At 60.7% G+C, this 17570-nt stretch carries 18 protein-coding genes; 9 read left to right on the plus strand and 9 right to left on the minus strand.

Annotation, left to right across the window (positions count from 1 at the left end; all coding sequences use genetic code 11):
• Window positions 1–49: 49 nt before the first annotated feature.
• From AB7M23_RS01725 to AB7M23_RS01745, 5 genes are read right to left on the minus strand one after another with little or no spacing between them, the layout of a single operon-like run.
• Window positions 50–1207, minus strand: a complete 1158-nt coding sequence (locus tag AB7M23_RS01725; RefSeq protein WP_454240101.1) for a phospholipase D-like domain-containing protein — start codon at window positions 1205–1207, stop codon at window positions 50–52.
• A gap of 1 nt (window position 1208) precedes the next feature.
• Complete coding sequence (locus AB7M23_RS01730; protein ID WP_454240102.1) at window positions 1209–1790, minus strand: YceI family protein; 582 nt, start codon at window positions 1788–1790, stop codon at window positions 1209–1211.
• 45 nt (window positions 1791–1835) lie between these two features.
• Window positions 1836–2132, minus strand: coding sequence for an amidase (locus tag AB7M23_RS01735; RefSeq protein WP_330523041.1), 297 nt, complete (start codon window positions 2130–2132; stop codon window positions 1836–1838).
• Window positions 2129–3217, minus strand: a complete 1089-nt coding sequence (locus AB7M23_RS01740; protein WP_454240103.1) for a serine hydrolase domain-containing protein — start codon at window positions 3215–3217, stop codon at window positions 2129–2131. The genes AB7M23_RS01735 and AB7M23_RS01740 overlap by 4 nt, the downstream gene beginning before the upstream one ends.
• Before the next feature lie 44 nt (window positions 3218–3261).
• Window positions 3262–4149 (minus strand): acyl-CoA dehydrogenase middle domain-containing protein, encoded by an 888-nt coding sequence (locus tag AB7M23_RS01745; RefSeq protein ID WP_102052616.1) that lies wholly within the window; start codon window positions 4147–4149, stop codon window positions 3262–3264.
• Between the two features lie 134 nt (window positions 4150–4283).
• Here AB7M23_RS01745 and olsB point away from each other — a divergent pair, with 134 nt between their 5' ends.
• Complete coding sequence (gene olsB / locus AB7M23_RS01750; protein WP_065761059.1) at window positions 4284–5039, plus strand: L-ornithine N(alpha)-acyltransferase; 756 nt, start codon at window positions 4284–4286, stop codon at window positions 5037–5039.
• Window positions 5039–5824: a lysophospholipid acyltransferase family protein gene (locus AB7M23_RS01755; protein ID WP_065761060.1), complete on the plus strand. Its 786-nt coding sequence runs from the start codon at window positions 5039–5041 to the stop codon at window positions 5822–5824. The genes olsB and AB7M23_RS01755 overlap by 1 nt, the downstream gene beginning before the upstream one ends.
• On the opposite strand, the gene AB7M23_RS01760 is transcribed toward AB7M23_RS01755, so the two are convergent.
• The gene (locus AB7M23_RS01760) at window positions 5821–6396 is read right to left on the minus strand and encodes an acyl carrier protein phosphodiesterase (RefSeq protein WP_454240104.1); all 576 of its coding nucleotides are present in this window, start codon (window positions 6394–6396) and stop codon (window positions 5821–5823) included. The genes AB7M23_RS01755 and AB7M23_RS01760 overlap by 4 nt on opposite strands.
• A gap of 153 nt (window positions 6397–6549) precedes the next feature.
• Here AB7M23_RS01760 and AB7M23_RS01765 point away from each other — a divergent pair, with 153 nt between their 5' ends.
• Genes AB7M23_RS01765 through AB7M23_RS01775 form a run of 3 tightly spaced genes read left to right on the plus strand, consistent with a single transcriptional unit; the run spans window position 6550 to window position 9105 of the window.
• Window positions 6550–6852 (plus strand): ArsR/SmtB family transcription factor, encoded by a 303-nt coding sequence (locus tag AB7M23_RS01765; RefSeq protein WP_065761062.1) that lies wholly within the window; start codon window positions 6550–6552, stop codon window positions 6850–6852.
• 13 nt (window positions 6853–6865) lie between these two features.
• Window positions 6866–8035: an MFS transporter gene (locus tag AB7M23_RS01770; RefSeq protein ID WP_099775693.1), complete on the plus strand. Its 1170-nt coding sequence runs from the start codon at window positions 6866–6868 to the stop codon at window positions 8033–8035.
• 20 nt (window positions 8036–8055) lie between these two features.
• The gene (locus tag AB7M23_RS01775) at window positions 8056–9105 is read left to right on the plus strand and encodes an alkene reductase (protein ID WP_099775694.1); all 1050 of its coding nucleotides are present in this window, start codon (window positions 8056–8058) and stop codon (window positions 9103–9105) included.
• 107 nt (window positions 9106–9212) lie between these two features.
• On the opposite strand, the gene AB7M23_RS01780 is transcribed toward AB7M23_RS01775, so the two are convergent.
• The 3 genes from AB7M23_RS01780 to AB7M23_RS01790 form a co-directional block, all read right to left on the minus strand.
• Entirely contained in the window at window positions 9213–10034 is an 822-nt protein-coding gene (locus AB7M23_RS01780; protein WP_102052615.1) for an ATPase, read from the minus strand.
• An 88-nt stretch (window positions 10035–10122) separates the two neighbouring features.
• Window positions 10123–11118, minus strand: coding sequence for an NAD-dependent epimerase/dehydratase family protein (locus AB7M23_RS01785; RefSeq protein ID WP_454240105.1), 996 nt, complete (start codon window positions 11116–11118; stop codon window positions 10123–10125).
• A 49-nt stretch (window positions 11119–11167) separates the two neighbouring features.
• A complete protein-coding gene (locus tag AB7M23_RS01790; protein ID WP_454240106.1) occupies window positions 11168–12058 on the minus strand; it encodes a LysR family transcriptional regulator ArgP in 891 nt (296 codons plus the stop codon).
• Between the two features lie 134 nt (window positions 12059–12192).
• Between AB7M23_RS01790 and AB7M23_RS01795 the strand changes: the two genes are divergently transcribed.
• The 4 genes from AB7M23_RS01795 (at window position 12193) to AB7M23_RS01810 (ending at window position 17383) form a co-directional block, all read left to right on the plus strand.
• Window positions 12193–12792, plus strand: coding sequence for a LysE/ArgO family amino acid transporter (locus tag AB7M23_RS01795; protein WP_454240107.1), 600 nt, complete (start codon window positions 12193–12195; stop codon window positions 12790–12792).
• A gap of 190 nt (window positions 12793–12982) precedes the next feature.
• The gene (locus AB7M23_RS01800) at window positions 12983–13579 is read left to right on the plus strand and encodes a superoxide dismutase (RefSeq protein WP_065761069.1); all 597 of its coding nucleotides are present in this window, start codon (window positions 12983–12985) and stop codon (window positions 13577–13579) included.
• A 252-nt stretch (window positions 13580–13831) separates the two neighbouring features.
• Complete coding sequence (locus AB7M23_RS01805) at window positions 13832–15913, plus strand: putative bifunctional diguanylate cyclase/phosphodiesterase (protein WP_454242139.1); 2082 nt, start codon at window positions 13832–13834, stop codon at window positions 15911–15913.
• A 138-nt stretch (window positions 15914–16051) separates the two neighbouring features.
• Window positions 16052–17383 (plus strand): imelysin family protein, encoded by a 1332-nt coding sequence (locus tag AB7M23_RS01810; RefSeq protein ID WP_454240108.1) that lies wholly within the window; start codon window positions 16052–16054, stop codon window positions 17381–17383.
• Window positions 17384–17570 lie beyond the last annotated feature (187 nt).

Consider the following 17570-nt stretch of genomic DNA (forward strand, 5'->3'; position numbering starts at 1 on the left):
CCTCCCCAGCCAACGGCGGGTAATAGTCTGGTACTACAGCGAGAGTCGTTCAGTCGCGCAGATTCAACAGGTTGACCACCAGACGATCCAGCCAGCTCCACATCCGCTGCTGAACCCGCTTCCACCAGGGCCGGGCGTGCCAACGCTCGAGGTCAATGACCGTGCTCTGGGCGAAGTCTCGCTCGAAGCTGGCGGCCACTGCTGCGGTCAACGGCGGGTCAAGTGCCTCAAGGTTGGCTTCAAGGTTGAAATGCAGGTTCCAATGGTCAAAATTGCACGAGCCGATGCTCACCCAATCGTCAATCAGCACCATTTTCAAATGCAGGAAGCAGGGCTGGTACTCAAAGATCTTCACCCCGGCACGCAACAGCCGGGGGTAATAGCGATGGCCGGCATAGCGCACCGACGGATGATCGGTACGCGGCCCCGTCAATAGCAGGCGCACATCGACGTCCCGTGAAGCCGCCCGACGCAATGAACGACGCACTTTCCAGGTCGGCAGAAAGTAAGGTGTCGCCAACCAGACCCGACGCTGCCCACTGTTCAGCGCGCGCACCAGCGATTGCAGAATATCGCGGTGCTGCCGGGCATCGGCATAGGCCACACGCCCCTGCCCTTTGCCCTCTGGCGGTACCCGAGGCACCCGTGGCAAACCAAAATGAGTCGGCGGGCGCCAGGCTGTGCGGCGCAAGTTGGCTCGCCACTGCCGGTCGAACAGCATCTGCCAGTCCGCCAGCAGCGGCCCGCGCATCTCGACCATGACCTCATGCCACTCGCTGACCTCTTCACCTGGGGTCCAGAATTGATCCGTGACACCCGTACCGCCGACGACCGCCCAAGATTGATCCACCAGCAGCAACTTGCGGTGATCGCGGTACAGGTTGCGCACACCACGGCGCCAGCTCAGCCGGTTGTAAAAGCGTAACTCGACACCGGCCGCCAGCAGTCGCTGGCGCAAGCTCAGCGTAAACGCCAACGATCCGTAAGCATCGAACAGGCAGCGTACGTGCACACCGCGCTCTGCTGCCTGAACCAGCGCCGACACCATCGCCTCGGCGCAGGCACCGGCTTCCACCAGGTAGAGCTCCAGGTCTACCTGATACTGGGCACGAACGATGGCGGTGAGCATCCGGGGGAAAAATTCGGGGCCGTCGATCAGTAACTCGAACTGGTTACCCCCGCGCCAGGGAAAGACCGCCCCGGCCATCTCAGCGCGCCGTGAAAATCAGCACCGCACCCACCGGAACCGACAGGCTGATGGACTGCAGCCCGGCGACCTTGCGCAAGGCATCCAGGCCCGGTGCCAGGTCGAACTCTTCAGCCCGCAGCATCAGCGGCTCAAGCGTTACCACCTGAAAGCGCCGCTCATCAAGCCGAGTCGCCAGCAGTTGAGCACTGTAACTATGCTCCTTGCCATGCAGGCTGACCGTCACCGGCAAACGCAACTCCAACTGAGCACCATTGGCCAGGTCATTGATCGGACGCAGGTCAAGCTGGGCCCGAATCAGTGCATAGGGGAAACGGGCGACCTCGAACAGGTCTTTGCGCATGCGCTCATCACGCAATGGTATACCGCTATTGACCGAGTCCATTTCGATCTGCAACTCAGCCGCGCCTTTGCTATCGACCTTGCCATGCAACACCAGAAAACGATGGACTTCGGTGACATCACCATTCTTGTTGGTAATAAACGACAGCCGCGACGACTCGTTGTCCAGGTACCAATTAGCCTGGGCCGGCAAGGCCAACGCTGCGAGCAGAGCGAAGAAAAGGCGGGACGATTTGAACATGTGAAATCCATAGGCACAGTAGCCGCCAACCTTACCTGCACACCCTCATGGCAGCAAGCGACAGCCCTGCCTCGGCCCTTCCCACACGGCACGATTGCTACGCCCCAACCCTGTAGCGCTGACCAAGTGCAAAGACGGCTCATCGCGCAGCGTACTCAATGGCAGGTACTGCTGAACATATCCACGGCAATACTCGGCAGAAAATGCCATCACGTAACGGCAGGAGCAGTACTCCTTGGCAGAGTAGGCACTCAGCACACCAGGAAACGCCAGCAAGGCCTCCCGCTCCCACCCGGCCCAGGCGCACGCGCTAATCAGCAGCACCAGCAACACACGTTTCACGGTTGTTCTCCCGCGAAAGCCGCGAGGGCCCGCTTGAGGAGTTCGTTATGTTGATAGCGCCCATCGCGATCATCCGCGTAGCGCACGATCACCAGTTTCTGAGCGGGCAAGACGTAGAGTGCCTGGCCCCAATGCCCCAAGGCGGCAAACGTCTCGGCGGGCGCATCCGGCCAGGGCCTGGTGCTGCCTGCAACAGGCGTATTCAACCACCAGTGGCCACCGGGTGTTGCTTCGCCCGGCGCTGCGCTCGCCGCTGTAAACGGCTGGCGGTTGAACGCCACCCATTCAGGCGGCAGCAACGGCTGCCCCTGCCAGCGCCCATCACGCAACATCAGCAAACCAATGCGGGCCAGGTCGCGGGCATTCAGGTACAGGTAAGAGGAGCCGACCAACGTACCGCTGGCATCCCGTTCCCAGGTTGCCTGAGTGATCCCCAACGGCTGGAACAGGGCTTGCCAGGCATAATCCTCACTATCGACCATGCCACGCAGCGCCGCCGCCAACAGGTTACTGTCGCCACTGGAGTAGAGAAAACGCTCACCGGGGCCGGCAGCACGGGCACGGCTGGCGGCGTAGGCGGCCATATCCGCGCGCCCTCGGGTATAGAGCATGGCCACGACCGAAGAGTTGAGCGGCGCGTACTCATAGTCCTCTTGCCACGCAAGGCCGCTGGCCCAGTGCAGCAGGTCTTCAATGCGCACCTCAGGGTGAGCCTGCATCGGCGCGTAATAGCGCGCCACCGGATCTTGCAGGCTGAAACGCCCTTGGCCGTAGGCAACGCCGAGCACCGTCGCCAGCACGCTCTTGCTGATCGACCAGGTCAAATGGCGTGTCTGCGCCGACGTCGGTGCCACGTAGCGCTCATACACGATGCGCCCATCCTGGACGACCAGCAAAGCATCCGTGCGTACGCCCTCACGGCCTTGACTGCCACGCGGCGCAAACGCGTACGCCTCCAGTGCCTGCAACGCGGGGCCTGCCAGCGGGCTTGTCGAAGCCCAGTCCGAATCGGGCCAGATCTCTGCTGCACGGCCCTCCAGCGCAAACACGCTCAATGCAATGATCAGCAGTACAGCCTTGCCCATGGCCGAACCTCAAGACAGTCGATCCGCCCCAGACTACTCCGGTTCTATGACAATCCCGCAGCGGCGCAGGCCTTGGCCAGGCGCTTGGCCCGTGCAGCACTGGCGATATCAAGAACGCCCTGATCGCGCTGCCAGAGGCTGGCCCACTGCCCATTGCTGGCCAGCAACGCACGGTTGATCTCCTCCCGCAAGCCCGCGAACTGGGCAAACAGCCCGCCCAGCAGCAGGTGACAAGCCACCGTATCCGCACACAGCCGACTACCCTCGGCACAGCCGGCAAGCAGACTGATCAGGCGTAGTTGCAGGCTCTGCGGCCATCCGCTGACCTGGCCAACGCCATACAGCCAGGCACACAGAGCGCTGAGCACATAGAGGTCTTCGAGGGTGCGAAAGGGTTTGACATAGGCATCCCAGCCATCACCGGCCAGACGCTCGCACAGCGCCTGCTCAAGGTGCAGCCGGGCATGCCCGACCTCTGGCATCAACGGTAGCGCTGGCAAAGGCTCCAAACGAACCCCTGGCTCGCCGGGGTAAACCACGGCCAGGCTCAAGCGCGGTGATTGCCCCTCTGCCTCGCTGCGGGCGGCCACCAACAGCCAGTCGGCATCCAGCCCGGCGGTGACAAAATCCTTGCTGCCACTCAGGCGCAGTTCATCAAGCCGGGTTTGCATGTCGGCCGGGCGCACACTGCGTCGCTCGCTGGCACACAGGGCACCAAGGCTCTGCGGTGCACTGGGCCAAAGCACCCGCAACGCAGCCTGATAACCAAGCAAGAAGGCCAAGCCCGGGGTCGGCATCGACCGTCCACCCAGGATTGCCAACTCGAACGGGCTGCAGGTGCCAAGCCGCTCGAGCAACACACTGTAGGTCTCCCCCAACGTCGCCAACAGCGGTTGAGACGGCATGTGGTTGAGTCGTTCCAGCCAGACCATTGAGGGACTCCTTAGAAGGCTGTCATAGAAGCATCACCAATCATTCACCGGGGTGACACCACGTCTACCTAGGCTGACTTTGCACAACAAAGTCGACCGGCCGCAACCCCATGGCTGGCTTATGGAGACTCGCAATGACTCAGATCGCTCGCTCTGGCGACAACAGCACTGAACGCCGTCTGCAAGCCGAACGTCTGGTCGGCCCAGAGGCCCTGCAAGAAGCACAGGCCTTGCGCTTCAACGTGTTCAGCAGTGAATTCAAGGCCAAGCTAAACGGAGCAGAACACGGCCTGGACATGGATGACTACGACCCTCACTGTCAGCATATCGGTGTACGTGACCTGACCAGCGGGCGCCTGGTGGCCACCACCCGACTTCTTGACCACCAGGCGGCCAGTACGCTGGGCCGCTTTTACAGTGAAGAAGAATTCAGCCTGCACGGCCTCGGCCATCTGCATGGCCCGATCCTGGAACTGGGTCGAACCTGCGTCGACCCGGCCTACCGCAATGGCGGCACCATCGCCGTACTGTGGAGCGAGTTGGCTGAAGTGCTCAACGAAGGCAACTATAGCTACCTGATGGGTTGCGCCAGTATTCCCATGCAGGATGGTGGCGTTCAGGCCCATGCCATCATGCAGCGCCTGCGCGAGCGCTACCTGTGTAACGAGCACCTGCGCGCAGAGCCGAAAACGCCACTGCCGAACCTGGCCCTGCCAGGCAATGTCATCGCCGAAATGCCGCCGCTACTCAAGGCCTATATGCGCCTGGGGGCTAAGATCTGTGGCGAACCCTGCTGGGACGAGGCGTTTCAGGTCGCCGACGTGTTCATCCTGCTCAAGCGCGACAACCTCTGCCCGCGCTACGCTCGCCACTTCAAGGCGGCCGTCTGATGCGGCGCCTGCGCGTCCAGGGACGCGTTCTGCGCCTGTTGCTGGTGGTTCTTCTCGGGCTGAGCATGGCAAGCCTGTTCAGCCTTTACGAACGCCTTCGCCTGAACCCCTCGCTACAGCGCCGGCAACGCTGGTCGCAGCTGTTCATGCGCCAGTTGAGCAATGCCCTGCCCTTCAAGGTCACGGTGGTGGGCAACCTGCCGCAACAACCCATGCTTTGGGTGAGTAATCATGTGTCTTGGACGGACATCCCGTTGCTCGGCATGATCACGCCACTGGCGTTCCTGTCCAAGGCCGAAGTACGCACCTGGCCTGTAGCCGGTTGGCTGGCGCACAAGGCAGGCACACTGTTCATCCGTCGCGGAGGCGGCGACAGCCAACTGCTGCGCAAGCAGATCAGCCAGCACCTGCAACAACAGTGCGACCTGCTGATATTCCCGGAAGGCACCACCACCGATGGGCGCAGCCTGCGCACGTTTCACGGCCGTTTGTTGGCCAGCGCCATCGATACCGGCGTGCCAGTGCAACCGGTCGCCTTGCGCTACCTGCGCAATGGCGAAACAGACGCCATCGCACCCTTTATCGGCGATGATGACCTGCTCTCGCACCTGCTGCGCCTGTTCAGCCATGAACGCGCCGAGGTCGAGATTCACCTGCTTGAGCCCATCGCCAGCCATGATCAGGAGCGCGCCGTACTGGCCCTGAACGCTCAGCAGGCCGTGCATCGCGCGCTGTACGGTCAGCCCCCAGAGGCCATGCCGCAACGGCGGGCCAAAGCGGCTTAACGCAGGGCTTTCTGTGCGAAGACCTGCAACTGCGGGTAGAACAGCCGAAAGTCTTCCTGCAAAGGCTCGTACAACGCTTGCACCTCCTCCCAGGCACCGTCGAGCCCCTCGGGGCGCGACAGCCGTCGGGAAATGCCCTTGAGCACGCGCTCCAGCACCGCAAACTCACGGTATGAACCCAGCCAGTCGTCAGCCGCCATATAAGGGGCTATCTGCGCCAGGCGACCCGGTAGCACCGGCTGCTCGGCCAGCACCCGATAGACCCGGTGAGTAAACTGCGTCAACGGCTGATCGGCATAATCAAGCCAGTCCCGGGCCAGGCAATGGTCGAAGAACACATCAAGAATGATCCCCGCATAGCGCCGACGCTCGCGTGGAAACCGTCCCAGCGCCTCATGCACCACGGGGTGACTGTCGGTGAATACATCGATCTGTCGATGCAGACGGATAGCCGCTTCCAACGACAGCGAAAAGCGACCGTCCAGCGGCCCTTTGACGAAGTCGCCATACAGGCTGCCGAGCAATTGCTCGGGCTGCTGGCCGCCAAGATGGAGATGTGCAAGGTAGTTCATCCGCGCAGTTTAGCACCTGGCCCGCACATATCGTTATAACCCGATATACCGATTTACGCAGTGCTAAGAACCTCTTCATATTTGTATATCGCAAAATACCGATTTATATTTCGCTGCATCGCGATATACCGTTACCCCTCATGAGCCACCACCATGACCCTTGATCTCGACGAAATAATAAAAGCCCTGGCCCATCCAGTACGGCGAGAAATCCTCAACTGGCTGAAAGACCCACACGTACAGTTTCCCGATCAGCAGCACAGCACCGAATACGGTGTCTGCGCAGGGCAGATCGATCAACGCTGCGGGTTGTCGCAGTCAACCGTGTCGGCGCACCTGGCAACCCTGCAACGCGCCGGGCTGATCAGCAGCCAGAAGATCGGGCAGTGGCATTTCTTCAAACGCAATGAGGACACCATTCAGGCGTTCCTCAAGCAAATGAGCCAAGAGCTCTGACAAGGACCTTCGCATGCCCCTTCCCTTACTGATACTGGCGCTGAGCGCGTTTGCTATCGGCACCACCGAATTCGTCATCATGGGCCTGCTGCCCGATGTCGCTGCCGACCTGGGCGTCTCGATTCCCGGCGCTGGCTGGCTGGTCACCGGCTACGCCCTGGGCGTGGCAATCGGCGCACCGTTCATGGCTCTGGCCACCGCCAGGTTGCCGCGCAAGGCAGCCCTGGTTGCCCTGATGGGTATTTTCATCATCGGTAACCTGCTGTGCGCACTGGCCAGTGATTACAACGTGCTGATGTTCGCCCGTGTGGTCACCGCCCTTTGCCATGGCGCGTTCTTTGGTATCGGCTCGGTAGTGGCGGCGAACCTTGTGCCAGCCAATCGTCGTGCGTCGGCTGTGGCCTTGATGTTTACCGGCCTGACACTGGCCAACGTCCTCGGCGTGCCCCTGGGCACAGCGTTGGGCCAGGTAGCGGGCTGGCGCTCGACCTTCTGGGCCGTGACCCTGATCGGTGTCGTCGCCTTGTTTGGTCTGATCCGTTTCTTGCCCAACAAGCATGATGAAGAAAAACTCGACATGCGCTCGGAAATGGCAGCGCTCAAAGGTGCGGGTATCTGGCTGTCGCTGTCGATGACCGTACTGTTCTCCGCGTCGATGTTTGCCCTCTTCACCTACGTCGCACCGCTGCTCGGTGATGTCACTGGCGTCAGCCCGCGAGGCGTGACCTGGACCCTGCTGCTGATCGGCCTAGGCCTGACCGTAGGCAATGTTCTGGGCGGCAAACTGGCTGATCGCCGTTTGGCGGCCACCCTCGTGGGCGTGTTTGCAGCCATGGCGCTGATCAGCACGGCGCTGTCCTGGACCAGCACCGCCTTGATCCCTGCCGAAATCACCCTGTTTCTCTGGGCCACCGCCGCTTTCGCCGCCGTACCGGCCTTGCAGGTCAACGTAGTGAGCTTCGGCAAGGCCGCGCCAAACCTGGTATCGACCCTGAATATCGGCGCCTTCAACCTGGGCAATGCGCTCGGCGCCTGGGTCGGTGGCACGGTCATCGACCAAGGCCTGGGGCTGACCCGTGTGCCGCTGGCTGCTGCCGCACTGGCGGTTATGGCCCTGATCGTCACCCTGATTACTTTCCGCCAGAACGGCGACAACGCCGAACTGGCACCTGCCACCCACTGATTGCAACGAGGTCTACGTAAATGACGACGCTTTTCGACCCCATTACCCTCGGCGATCTGCAATTGCCGAACCGTATCATCATGGCTCCGCTGACCCGCTGCCGGGCGGACGAAGGCCGCGTACCCAATGCGCTGATGGCCGAGTACTACGTGCAGCGGGCCAGCGCCGGGCTGATCCTCAGTGAAGCCACCTCAGTGACGCCCATGGGCGTCGGCTACCCGGACACACCCGGTATCTGGTCCAATGATCAGGTCCGTGGCTGGACCCAAATCACCAAGGCCGTACATGCGGCCGGCGGTCGGATCTTCCTGCAGCTGTGGCATGTAGGACGCATTTCCCACCCCAGCTACCTGAATGGTGAAGCACCGGTGGCACCGAGCGCCATTCAACCCAAAGGCCATGTCAGCCTGGTACGGCCAATCAGCGAGTTCCCGACCCCTCGAGCGCTGGAGACCGCAGAGATTGCCGACATCATCGAGGCCTATCGTACCGGTGCCGAGAATGCCAAGGCGGCGGGCTTCGACGGCGTCGAGATCCATGGTGCGAATGGCTACCTGCTCGACCAGTTCCTGCAGAGCAGCACCAACCAACGTACCGACCAGTACGGCGGCTCACTGGAAAACCGCGCACGGTTGATGCTGGAAGTGACCGATGCAGTGATCGAGGTCTGGGGGGCAGAACGTGTCGGCATGCACCTGGCGCCACGCGCCGATGCCCATGACATGGGCGACGCGAACCGTGCCGAAACCTTCACCTATGTCGCCCGCGAGCTGGGCAAACGGGGTATCGCCTTCATTTGCTCACGGGAAAAAGAGGCTGATGACAGCATAGGCCCGTTGATCAAAGCCGCGTTTGGTGGTCCTTACATCGTCAATGAGCGCTTTGACAAAGCCTCTGCCAGCGCAGCCTTGGCCAGCGGCAAGGCAGATGCAGTGGCCTTTGGCATTCCATTCATTGCCAACCCGGACCTGCCCGCGCGCCTGAAAGCCGATGCACCGTGGAATGAACCGCACCCGGAAACCTTCTATGGCAAGGGCCCGGTCGGGTACATCGACTACCCACGGATGTAGTCAACAACACGGAAGCTGCCTGCGATCAAGGCACCCCGCGCCCCAGCAGCGGCAACCGCACACACAAGGGCAAGGGGCGCAGGCAGATGATCCGTTCAACCGCGGCCTCAAGGCCGCGCGTTGATCTGCTGCTGCAGGTTCTGTATCTGGCTTTGCAGCGTATTGATGTTCCGTGTCACCTGGCCACGGAAGGCATCGAATTCAGCCGTAGACGCCCCCGCGCCTGCACTCGCTGCCGGGCGGTGTTCCTGCTCGCTCTTGAGCACAATCAAGTCTTGCTCCAGACGCTCGATCGCCGCGTTCGGATTACCTTGCTTCTTCAGCGCCGCGACTTCAGCCGACAAACCCTTGAGCTGAGCATCGAGCTTGTCAGACTCGGCCTGAGCAGCCTTCAAGGCAGCCAATTCGGCGGTAACCGCCTTGAGCTGGGCTTGCACCTGGGCATTGGCTGCCTGCTGCTCACTGGCCTGTGCCAGTGCCTGCTCCAGACGCTTGCCCAAATCGCCCTGCTGACCGGCGACACCCTGCTGCTGCTTGTGCTGCTCAGCCAGACTGGCCTGCAGTTGCTTGATCTGCAACTTCAGCGCTTCGCTGCCAGTGGTCACGCTGGACTCACTGGCAGCGACCTTGCCACTGATCGCCTGCAGGCGCCCCGCTGCATCTTCGCTGATACGCGCAAAACTTTCCTGGGTGGCAACCAGTTGCTGCTCCATCAATGAGATTTGCTGGAAACTCCACCAGCCGAGCCCGGCAAGCGTAATGAAGGACGCCCCCAGCAATGCCCAGAGCGGGCCTGTTGCACCGCCCTTGCGGGCAGGTTGACGCACACCGGCGTGAGGCTGAGCAGCCGGCGTGAAGTCGTCGTGATCACGCGCCTCGGCCCTCAGGCTTGGGACATCATCGAAATCGTCATGGGCATCGTTACGCATGGGTACCTTCAACCGCCGTGATAGCAAATGAGCATTAGTATAAACCGCCCGAGGGCCGCACTGATCGACCACCCGCGAACCGATCGGTTCAGTGGCCGATGTGCTGTGCTTTCCACCAACCACAAAATTCATCAAGCGCCGTCCAAAGGCTGACCGTCGGACGGTAGTCAAGCAAATGCCTGGCTCGGCTGATGTCCAGCGTGAAGTCCTTGTTCATGACCTGCATACCCAGGCGCGACAGGGTCGGCTGTGGGCGACCTGGCCACAGCAGGCAAGCCCCTTCATTCAACGCCGCCAAGCTGTATGCCAGGCCGAACGAGCGGTAGCGTGTCACCTGCGGCACGTGCATCTGCCGCATGACATAATTGATCACGTCCCAGATGGGCAGCGGCTGCCCGTTGCTGATGTTGTACGCCTTGCCCAGCGCCTCATCACCAACATGCAAGGCGCTGAACAACGCCTCGTTGAGGTTCTGCACACTGGTGAAATCGACCTTGTTCAGGCCATTGCCCACAATGGCCAGGCGCCCCTTGCGCTGCATCTGCAGCAGCCGTGGGAAAATGCTGACGTCCCCGGCACCGGTGACAAAGCGCGGACGCAGGGCCAGTACCTCGAGGCCAAACTCTTGCGCCCCGAAGACCTTTTGCTCAGCAAGAAACTTGGTACTCGCATAATGATCATGGAAACGTCGAGGCACCTGATCTTCGGTGATCCCCATGTGCGACCGACCATCGAAGTAAATCGACGGGGATGACAGGTGCACCAGGCGTCGGACATGCTCCTTCAGACAGGCTTCAACGACGTTCTCGGTGACCACCACATTGCCCTGATGGAAGTCTTGATAGCGCCCCCAGTGCCCCACAGCACCCGCACAATGCACAACGGCATCGACACCTTGGCACAAGCGCCGGGCCAGTTCAGGATCACCCAGATCGCCAGCAATGAACTGCGCACCACGACGTACCAAGTGCTCAACACCCTCAGCGCGTCGGCCGTTGACCCTGACATCCAGGCCTTGCTCAAGCGCATGGCGTGCAAAGCGCCCGCCAATAAAGCCGCTTGCGCCGGTGACCAGAATTCGCATGAACCACTCCGCTTAGAAATATCTCAGATGCTGCAGACGCGAGTCGCGCCTACAACGGCACCAGCCATTGCCGGCTTGTCGTCGCAAGATGCTCCGTCAGTTGCCCGAGCAATTGCCCGCCGTTGCGCCAATGATGCCAGTACAACGGCACATCGATAGGGGTATCAGGAAGTATTTCTACCAGACGCCCCGATGAAAGCTGTTCGCGCACCTGCAACTCGGGCACCAGCCCCCACCCAAGACCAGCCTCGGTCATACGTAGAAACCCCTCCGAGGACGGGCACAAGTGATGCATAAACCCCTCCTGGACCCCCAGCGACGCCAGGTAGCGGTGCTGCAGGAAATCGTCCGGGCCGAACACCAATGCAGGCGTGCGTGATAACCGCGTGACCTCAAAGCCATTGGCAAAATGACGCGCCATGAACGCCGGGCTCGCCACCGCCCGGTAACGCATGGCACCCAACAACAAGCTGCGTGCACCGGCCACCGGCCGCTCGCTGCCACATAGGCAGGCGGCCACTTCACCCGCCCGCATGCGCTTGAGCCCGACATCCTGATCTTCCACCACCATGTCCAGCAACAAGCGCTGCTCAGCACAGAACTCACCCACTGCTGCCGCCCACCAGGTCGCCAGGCTGTCGGCGTTCAAAGCAATGCGCAGACGCTCGGGCATGCCCTCCTCGTCCAATGCTGGTACCTGCCGTTGCAGATCGCGCTCCAACAGCCGCACCTGCTGTACGTGGTTGAGTAGACGCCGACCGATCTCGGTCGGGCCCGGCGGTGTGGCCCTGATCAGCACCGGCTGGCCCACCCGGGCCTCAAGCAACTTGATCCGCTGCGAGATGGCCGACTGCGATAAACCCAGCACCTGGGCGGCACGTTCAAAGCCCGCCTGTTCGACCACCGCAGCAAGGGCCGAGAGCAATTTGTAATCGAACATTATTTTTCCTAATGCCAGATCAGCTTTATTTGTTTTTCTTATACAGCTGTTTTGCCCAGAATCACCAGCATCTTCTTTATATCTGCTGCGTGGCCTGACGAGGGGCAACGGCAGTCGTCTGTGGAGTTCTTCCTATGTGGCAAAGTTATCTAAACGGCTTGTTGGTCGCCTTTGGCCTGATCATGGCGATCGGCGCCCAGAACGCCTTCGTTCTCGCCCAAAGCCTGCGCCGTGAACATCATCTGCCGGTGGCCATGCTGTGCGTCGTGTGTGACGCAATCCTGGTGGCCGCAGGCGTCTTCGGCCTGGCGACGGTGCTGGCCCAGAATCCCACGCTGCTGGCAATCGCCCGTTGGGGCGGCGCGGTCTTCCTGATCTGGTACGCCAGCAAAGCGCTGATACGTGCCTGTTCGCAGCAAAGCCTGCAACACGCCGAAGGCCAAGGACAACGCTCGCGCCAGGCAGTACTGCTCAGCGCCCTGGCGGTCACCCTGCTCAACCCGCATGTGTACCTGGACACCGTGCTGTTGATTGGCTCGCTCGGTGCTCAGCAAACCATGCCCGGCGCCTACGTGGCCGGTGCGGCCAGTGCCTCGGCACTGTGGTTTTTTACCCTCGCACTGGGCGCCGCCTGGCTCGCGCCCTGGTTGGCCCGGCCGAATACCTGGCGGATGCTCGACCTCATGGTGGCGGTCATGATGTTTGCGGTGGCCGCTCAACTGATCCTGGGCTGAGACAACATCGCTTAAAACCGGAAGAAGGCTCTGGAACCTCTTTCCCACACACTTGTTGCGTGGTTAAGCCTGGGGTCCGGTGCTATGATCCGGACCCTGCGTCGCAAAGAGTACAGACTCGCCGATGCACTTCCGGCCGCCCGTGATCGGCCTTGCGCTCACCGCAACAGACCTGATTAGGAGAATCACCATGGCTTTTGAACTGCCGCCGCTGCCTTACGCCCACGACGCCCTGCAGCCGCACATCTCCAAGGAAACCCTGGAGTTCCACCACGACAAGCACCACAACACCTACGTCGTGAACCTGAACAACCTGGTGCCTGGCACCGAGTTCGAAGGCAAGACCCTGGAAGAGATCGTCAAGACCTCTTCGGGCGGTATCTTCAACAACGCCGCTCAGGTCTGGAACCACACCTTCTACTGGAACTGCCTGGCACCAAACGCCGGCGGCCAGCCAACGGGCGCCCTGGCTGACGCCATCAACGCTGCGTTTGGCTCTTTCGACAAGTTCAAGGAAGAGTTCACCAAGACCTCCGTCGGCACCTTCGGTTCGGGCTGGGGCTGGCTGGTGAAGAAGGCTGACGGTTCCCTGGCTCTGGCCAGCACCATCGGCGCCGGCAACCCGCTGACCAACGGCGACACCCCGCTGCTGACCTGCGACGTCTGGGAGCACGCCTACTACATCGACTACCGTAACCTGCGTCCAAAGTACGTCGAGGCGTTCTGGAACCTGGTTAACTGGAAGTTCGTTGCCGAGCAGTTCGAAGGCAAAACCTTCACTGCCTGAATGCAACTGCTTTGAAAAAAACCCGGCCTGGCCGGGTTTTTTTTCGCACACTCTACCGCTCTGCGCGCTTGCCGTAGACCGATACCGCGCTAACATCAAGGCGTGGGAAAGTTGTCACCCCACACTAAAGTCGCAAGGCCTTACAACCGATACAGTGACACAAGGATCGCAAACCTCTGACGAAGTAACTCAGAAGATCGAGTAATACGTGTTGAAGGCCGATAGTGGATTGCCAAGATTGATGGCAAAATGATGCCATGCGCATGGATTAAGGAAACCCCATTGAAGCTGGAACTCAAGAACAGCTTATCGGTCAAGTTGCTCAGGGTGGTATTGCTCTCGGCGCTGGTCGTCGGTGTAGTACTTAGCTGCGCGCAGATCGTGTTCGACGCCTACAAGACGCGCCAGGCTGTCGCAACCGATGCCCAGCGTATCCTAGACATGTTCCGAGACCCCTCTACGCAGGCGGTCTATAGCCTCGATCGGGAAATGGGCATGCAGGTCATCGAAGGCCTGTTCCAGGACCAATCGGTGCGCATGGCGTCCATTGGCCATCCCAACGAAACCATGCTTGCAGAAAAGAATCGGCCATTGCAGGAACTGCAAACGCGCTGGTTGACCGACCTGATTCTGGGCCAGCAAAAGACCTTCAAGACACAGCTGATCGGTCGAGGCCCTTACAGTGAGTATTACGGCGACCTGAGCATTACCCTCGATACCGCTACCTACGGCCAGGACTTCATCGTCAGCTCGGTGATCATCTTCATTTCTGGCGTGCTACGCGCTCTGGCAATGGGCCTGGTGCTGTATTTGGTCTACCACTGGTTACTGACCAAACCGCTCTCAAAGATCATCAACCATCTCACTCAGATCAATCCGGACCGCCCAAGCCAACACAAATTGCCGCTGCTCAAGGGGCACGAAAAGAACGAACTGGGTGTATGGGTCAATACTGCCAACCAGTTGCTGGCCTCCATCGAACGCAATACCCACCTGCGTCACGAAGCCGAAAACAGTCTGCAGCGCATGGCTCAGTATGATTTTCTGACCGGGCTGCCAAACCGCCAGCAGTTGCAGCAGCAACTGGACAAGATCCTGGTCGACGCTGGACGCCTGCAGCGTCGCGTAGCCGTACTGTGCGTTGGCCTGGATGACTTCAAGAGCATCAACGAACAGTTCAGCTACCAGGCCGGAGACCAACTGCTACTGGCCCTGGCCGACCGCCTGCGTGCGCACAGTGGCCGTCTGGGAGCCCTTGCCCGACTCGGTGGTGACCAATTCGCACTGGTTCAGGCCGATATCGAGCAGCCGTACGAAGCCGCCGAGCTGGCGCAAAGCATCCTCGATGATCTGGAAGCTCCTTTTGCACTGGACCACCAGGAAATTCGCCTGCGTGCGACCATCGGCATCACCTTGTTCCCGGAAGATGGCGACAGCACCGAGAAACTGCTGCAAAAGGCCGAGCAGACCATGACCCTGGCCAAAACCCGCTCACGCAACCGCTACCAGTTCTACATTGCCAGCGTCGACAGCGAGATGCGTCGCCGCCGCGAGCTGGAGAAAGACCTGCGCGAGGCCCTGCCACGCAACCAGTTGTTTCTGGTCTACCAACCACAGATCAGCTATCGCGACCACCGAGTCGTCGGGGTTGAAGCGCTACTCCGCTGGCAACATCCCGAACTGGGCATGGTACCGCCCGACCAGTTCATCCCGCTGGCCGAACAGAACGGCAATATCATCACCATCGGTGAATGGGTGCTCGACCAGGCCTGCCGTCAGCTGCGCGAGTGGCATGACCAGGGTTTCAGCGAACTGCGCATGGCAGTCAACCTGTCCACCGTGCAACTGCACCACAATGAACTGCCGCGGGTGGTCAACAACCTGTTGCAGATCTACCGCCTGCCGCCACGCAGCCTGGAGCTGGAAGTTACCGAAACCGGCCTGATGGAAGACATCAGCACCGCAGCGCAGCACCTGCTGAGCTTGCGCCGTTCGGGCGCGATGATCGCCATTGACGACTTCGGCACCGGCTACTCGTCGCTCAGTTACTTGAAGTCGCTGCCACTGGACAAGATCAAGATCGACAAGAGCTTCGTGCAAGACCTGTTCGAGGATGATGATGACGCCACCATCGTTCGGGCCATCATCCAGCTTGGCAAGAGCCTGGGCATGCAGGTCATCGCCGAAGGCGTTGAGACGGCCGAACAGGAGGCCTACATCGTTGCCCAAGGCTGCCACGAAGGCCAGGGCTACCACTACAGCAAGCCGCTACCCGCTCGAGAGCTGACCACGTTCCTCAAACAGGCAAGCCGAAGTCAGGTTTCAATCCTCTGACGCGCCCGCAAAACGCCAGCGACAAGCATTTGAATATTTATGTATTGCCCCTTTACATCAAATGCAAATCTTTCGCATTATGTTGCAGTTTTGCGTGCACCCGCACACCTGTTCAACTTCTCGACGCAGGAAATCGCCATGATTCGTATGCCTCTGGCCACCGCCAGTCTGTTGGCCATTGCCATCTCTCTCGCCGGTTGCGGCGATAGCAAGGACAAGGCCAACGCGCCGCAAGCACAGACACCCGCCGCCAGTGCTGCCGCCCCTGCCGCAGGTGCACTTGACGAAGCCGCCAGCAAGGCCGTGATCAAGCACTACACCGAGATGGTCTACGCCGTCTTCAGCGATTCCCTGAGCACCGCAAAAACCCTGCAAGGCGCCATCGACGCCTTCCTCGCCACCCCCAACGACGAAACCCTGAAAGCCGCCAAGGCCGCCTGGGTCGCTGCACGTGTTCCGTACCTGCAGAGCGAAACCTTCCGCTTCGGCAACACCATCATCGACGACTGGGAAGGGCAAGTGAACGCCTGGCCGCTGGACGAAGGCCTGATCGATTATGTCGATGCCAACTATGAGCACGCCCTGGGCAACCCGGGCGGCACCGCCAACATCATTGCCAACACTGAAATCCAGGTGGGTGAAGACAAGGTCGACGTCAAGGACATCACTGCCGAGAAACTGGCCAGCCTGAACGAGCTGGGCGGCTCCGAAGCCAACGTCGCCACCGGCTACCATGCCATCGAGTTCTTGCTCTGGGGCCAGGACCTGAACGGCACCGGCCCAGGTGCGGGTGCACGTCCTGCATCGGACTACCTGGAAGGTAAAGGCGCCACCGGTGGCCACAACGAGCGTCGCCGCGCTTACCTCAAGGCCGTCACCCAACTGCTGGTCGATGACCTGGAAACCATGGTCGGCAACTGGAAGCCAGGTGTTGCTGACAACTACCGTGCCACCCTCGAAGCCGAGCCGGTTACCGATGGTTTGCGCAAGATGCTGTTCGGCATGGGTAGCCTGTCGCTGGGCGAGCTGGCCGGAGAGCGCATGAAGGTGTCCCTGGAAGCCAACTCCCCTGAAGACGAGCAGGACTGCTTCAGCGACAACACCCACTTCTCGCACTTCTACGATGCCAAAGGTATCCGTAACGTCTACCTGGGCGAGTACACCCGAGCTGACGGTACCAAGCTGACTGGCCCGAGCCTGTCATCGCTGGTAGCCAAGGCCGATCCAGCAGCCGACGCTACTCTCAAGGCCGATCTGGAAGCCACCGAGGCAAAACTGCAGGTCATCGTTGACCATGCCGCCAAAGGCGAACACTACGACCAGCTCATCGCCGCAGACAACGCTGCCGGTAACCAGATCATCCGTGATGCCATTGCCGCCCTGGTCAAACAGACCGGCGCCATTGAGCAGGCAGCCGCCAAGCTGGGGATCAATGACCTGAAACCAGACACCGCCGATCACGAATTCTGATCAGCCGTTCAGCGCTCCGTTGTAAACCACATGCCCGATGCCCTGCATCGGGCATGTTGCGTTATACGACTTGAACTTCACACAGCGTCACCAGGCCCCGTACGTTTGCCTCGCCAATAGCCCTCCTGTCAAACCGCCCTCCTCCTACACGTTACTGTCCAGCGTTCGCATTGTTATCACCGTTTCA

This window comes from Pseudomonas sp. HLS-6 TE3448 (genome assembly GCF_053629555.1).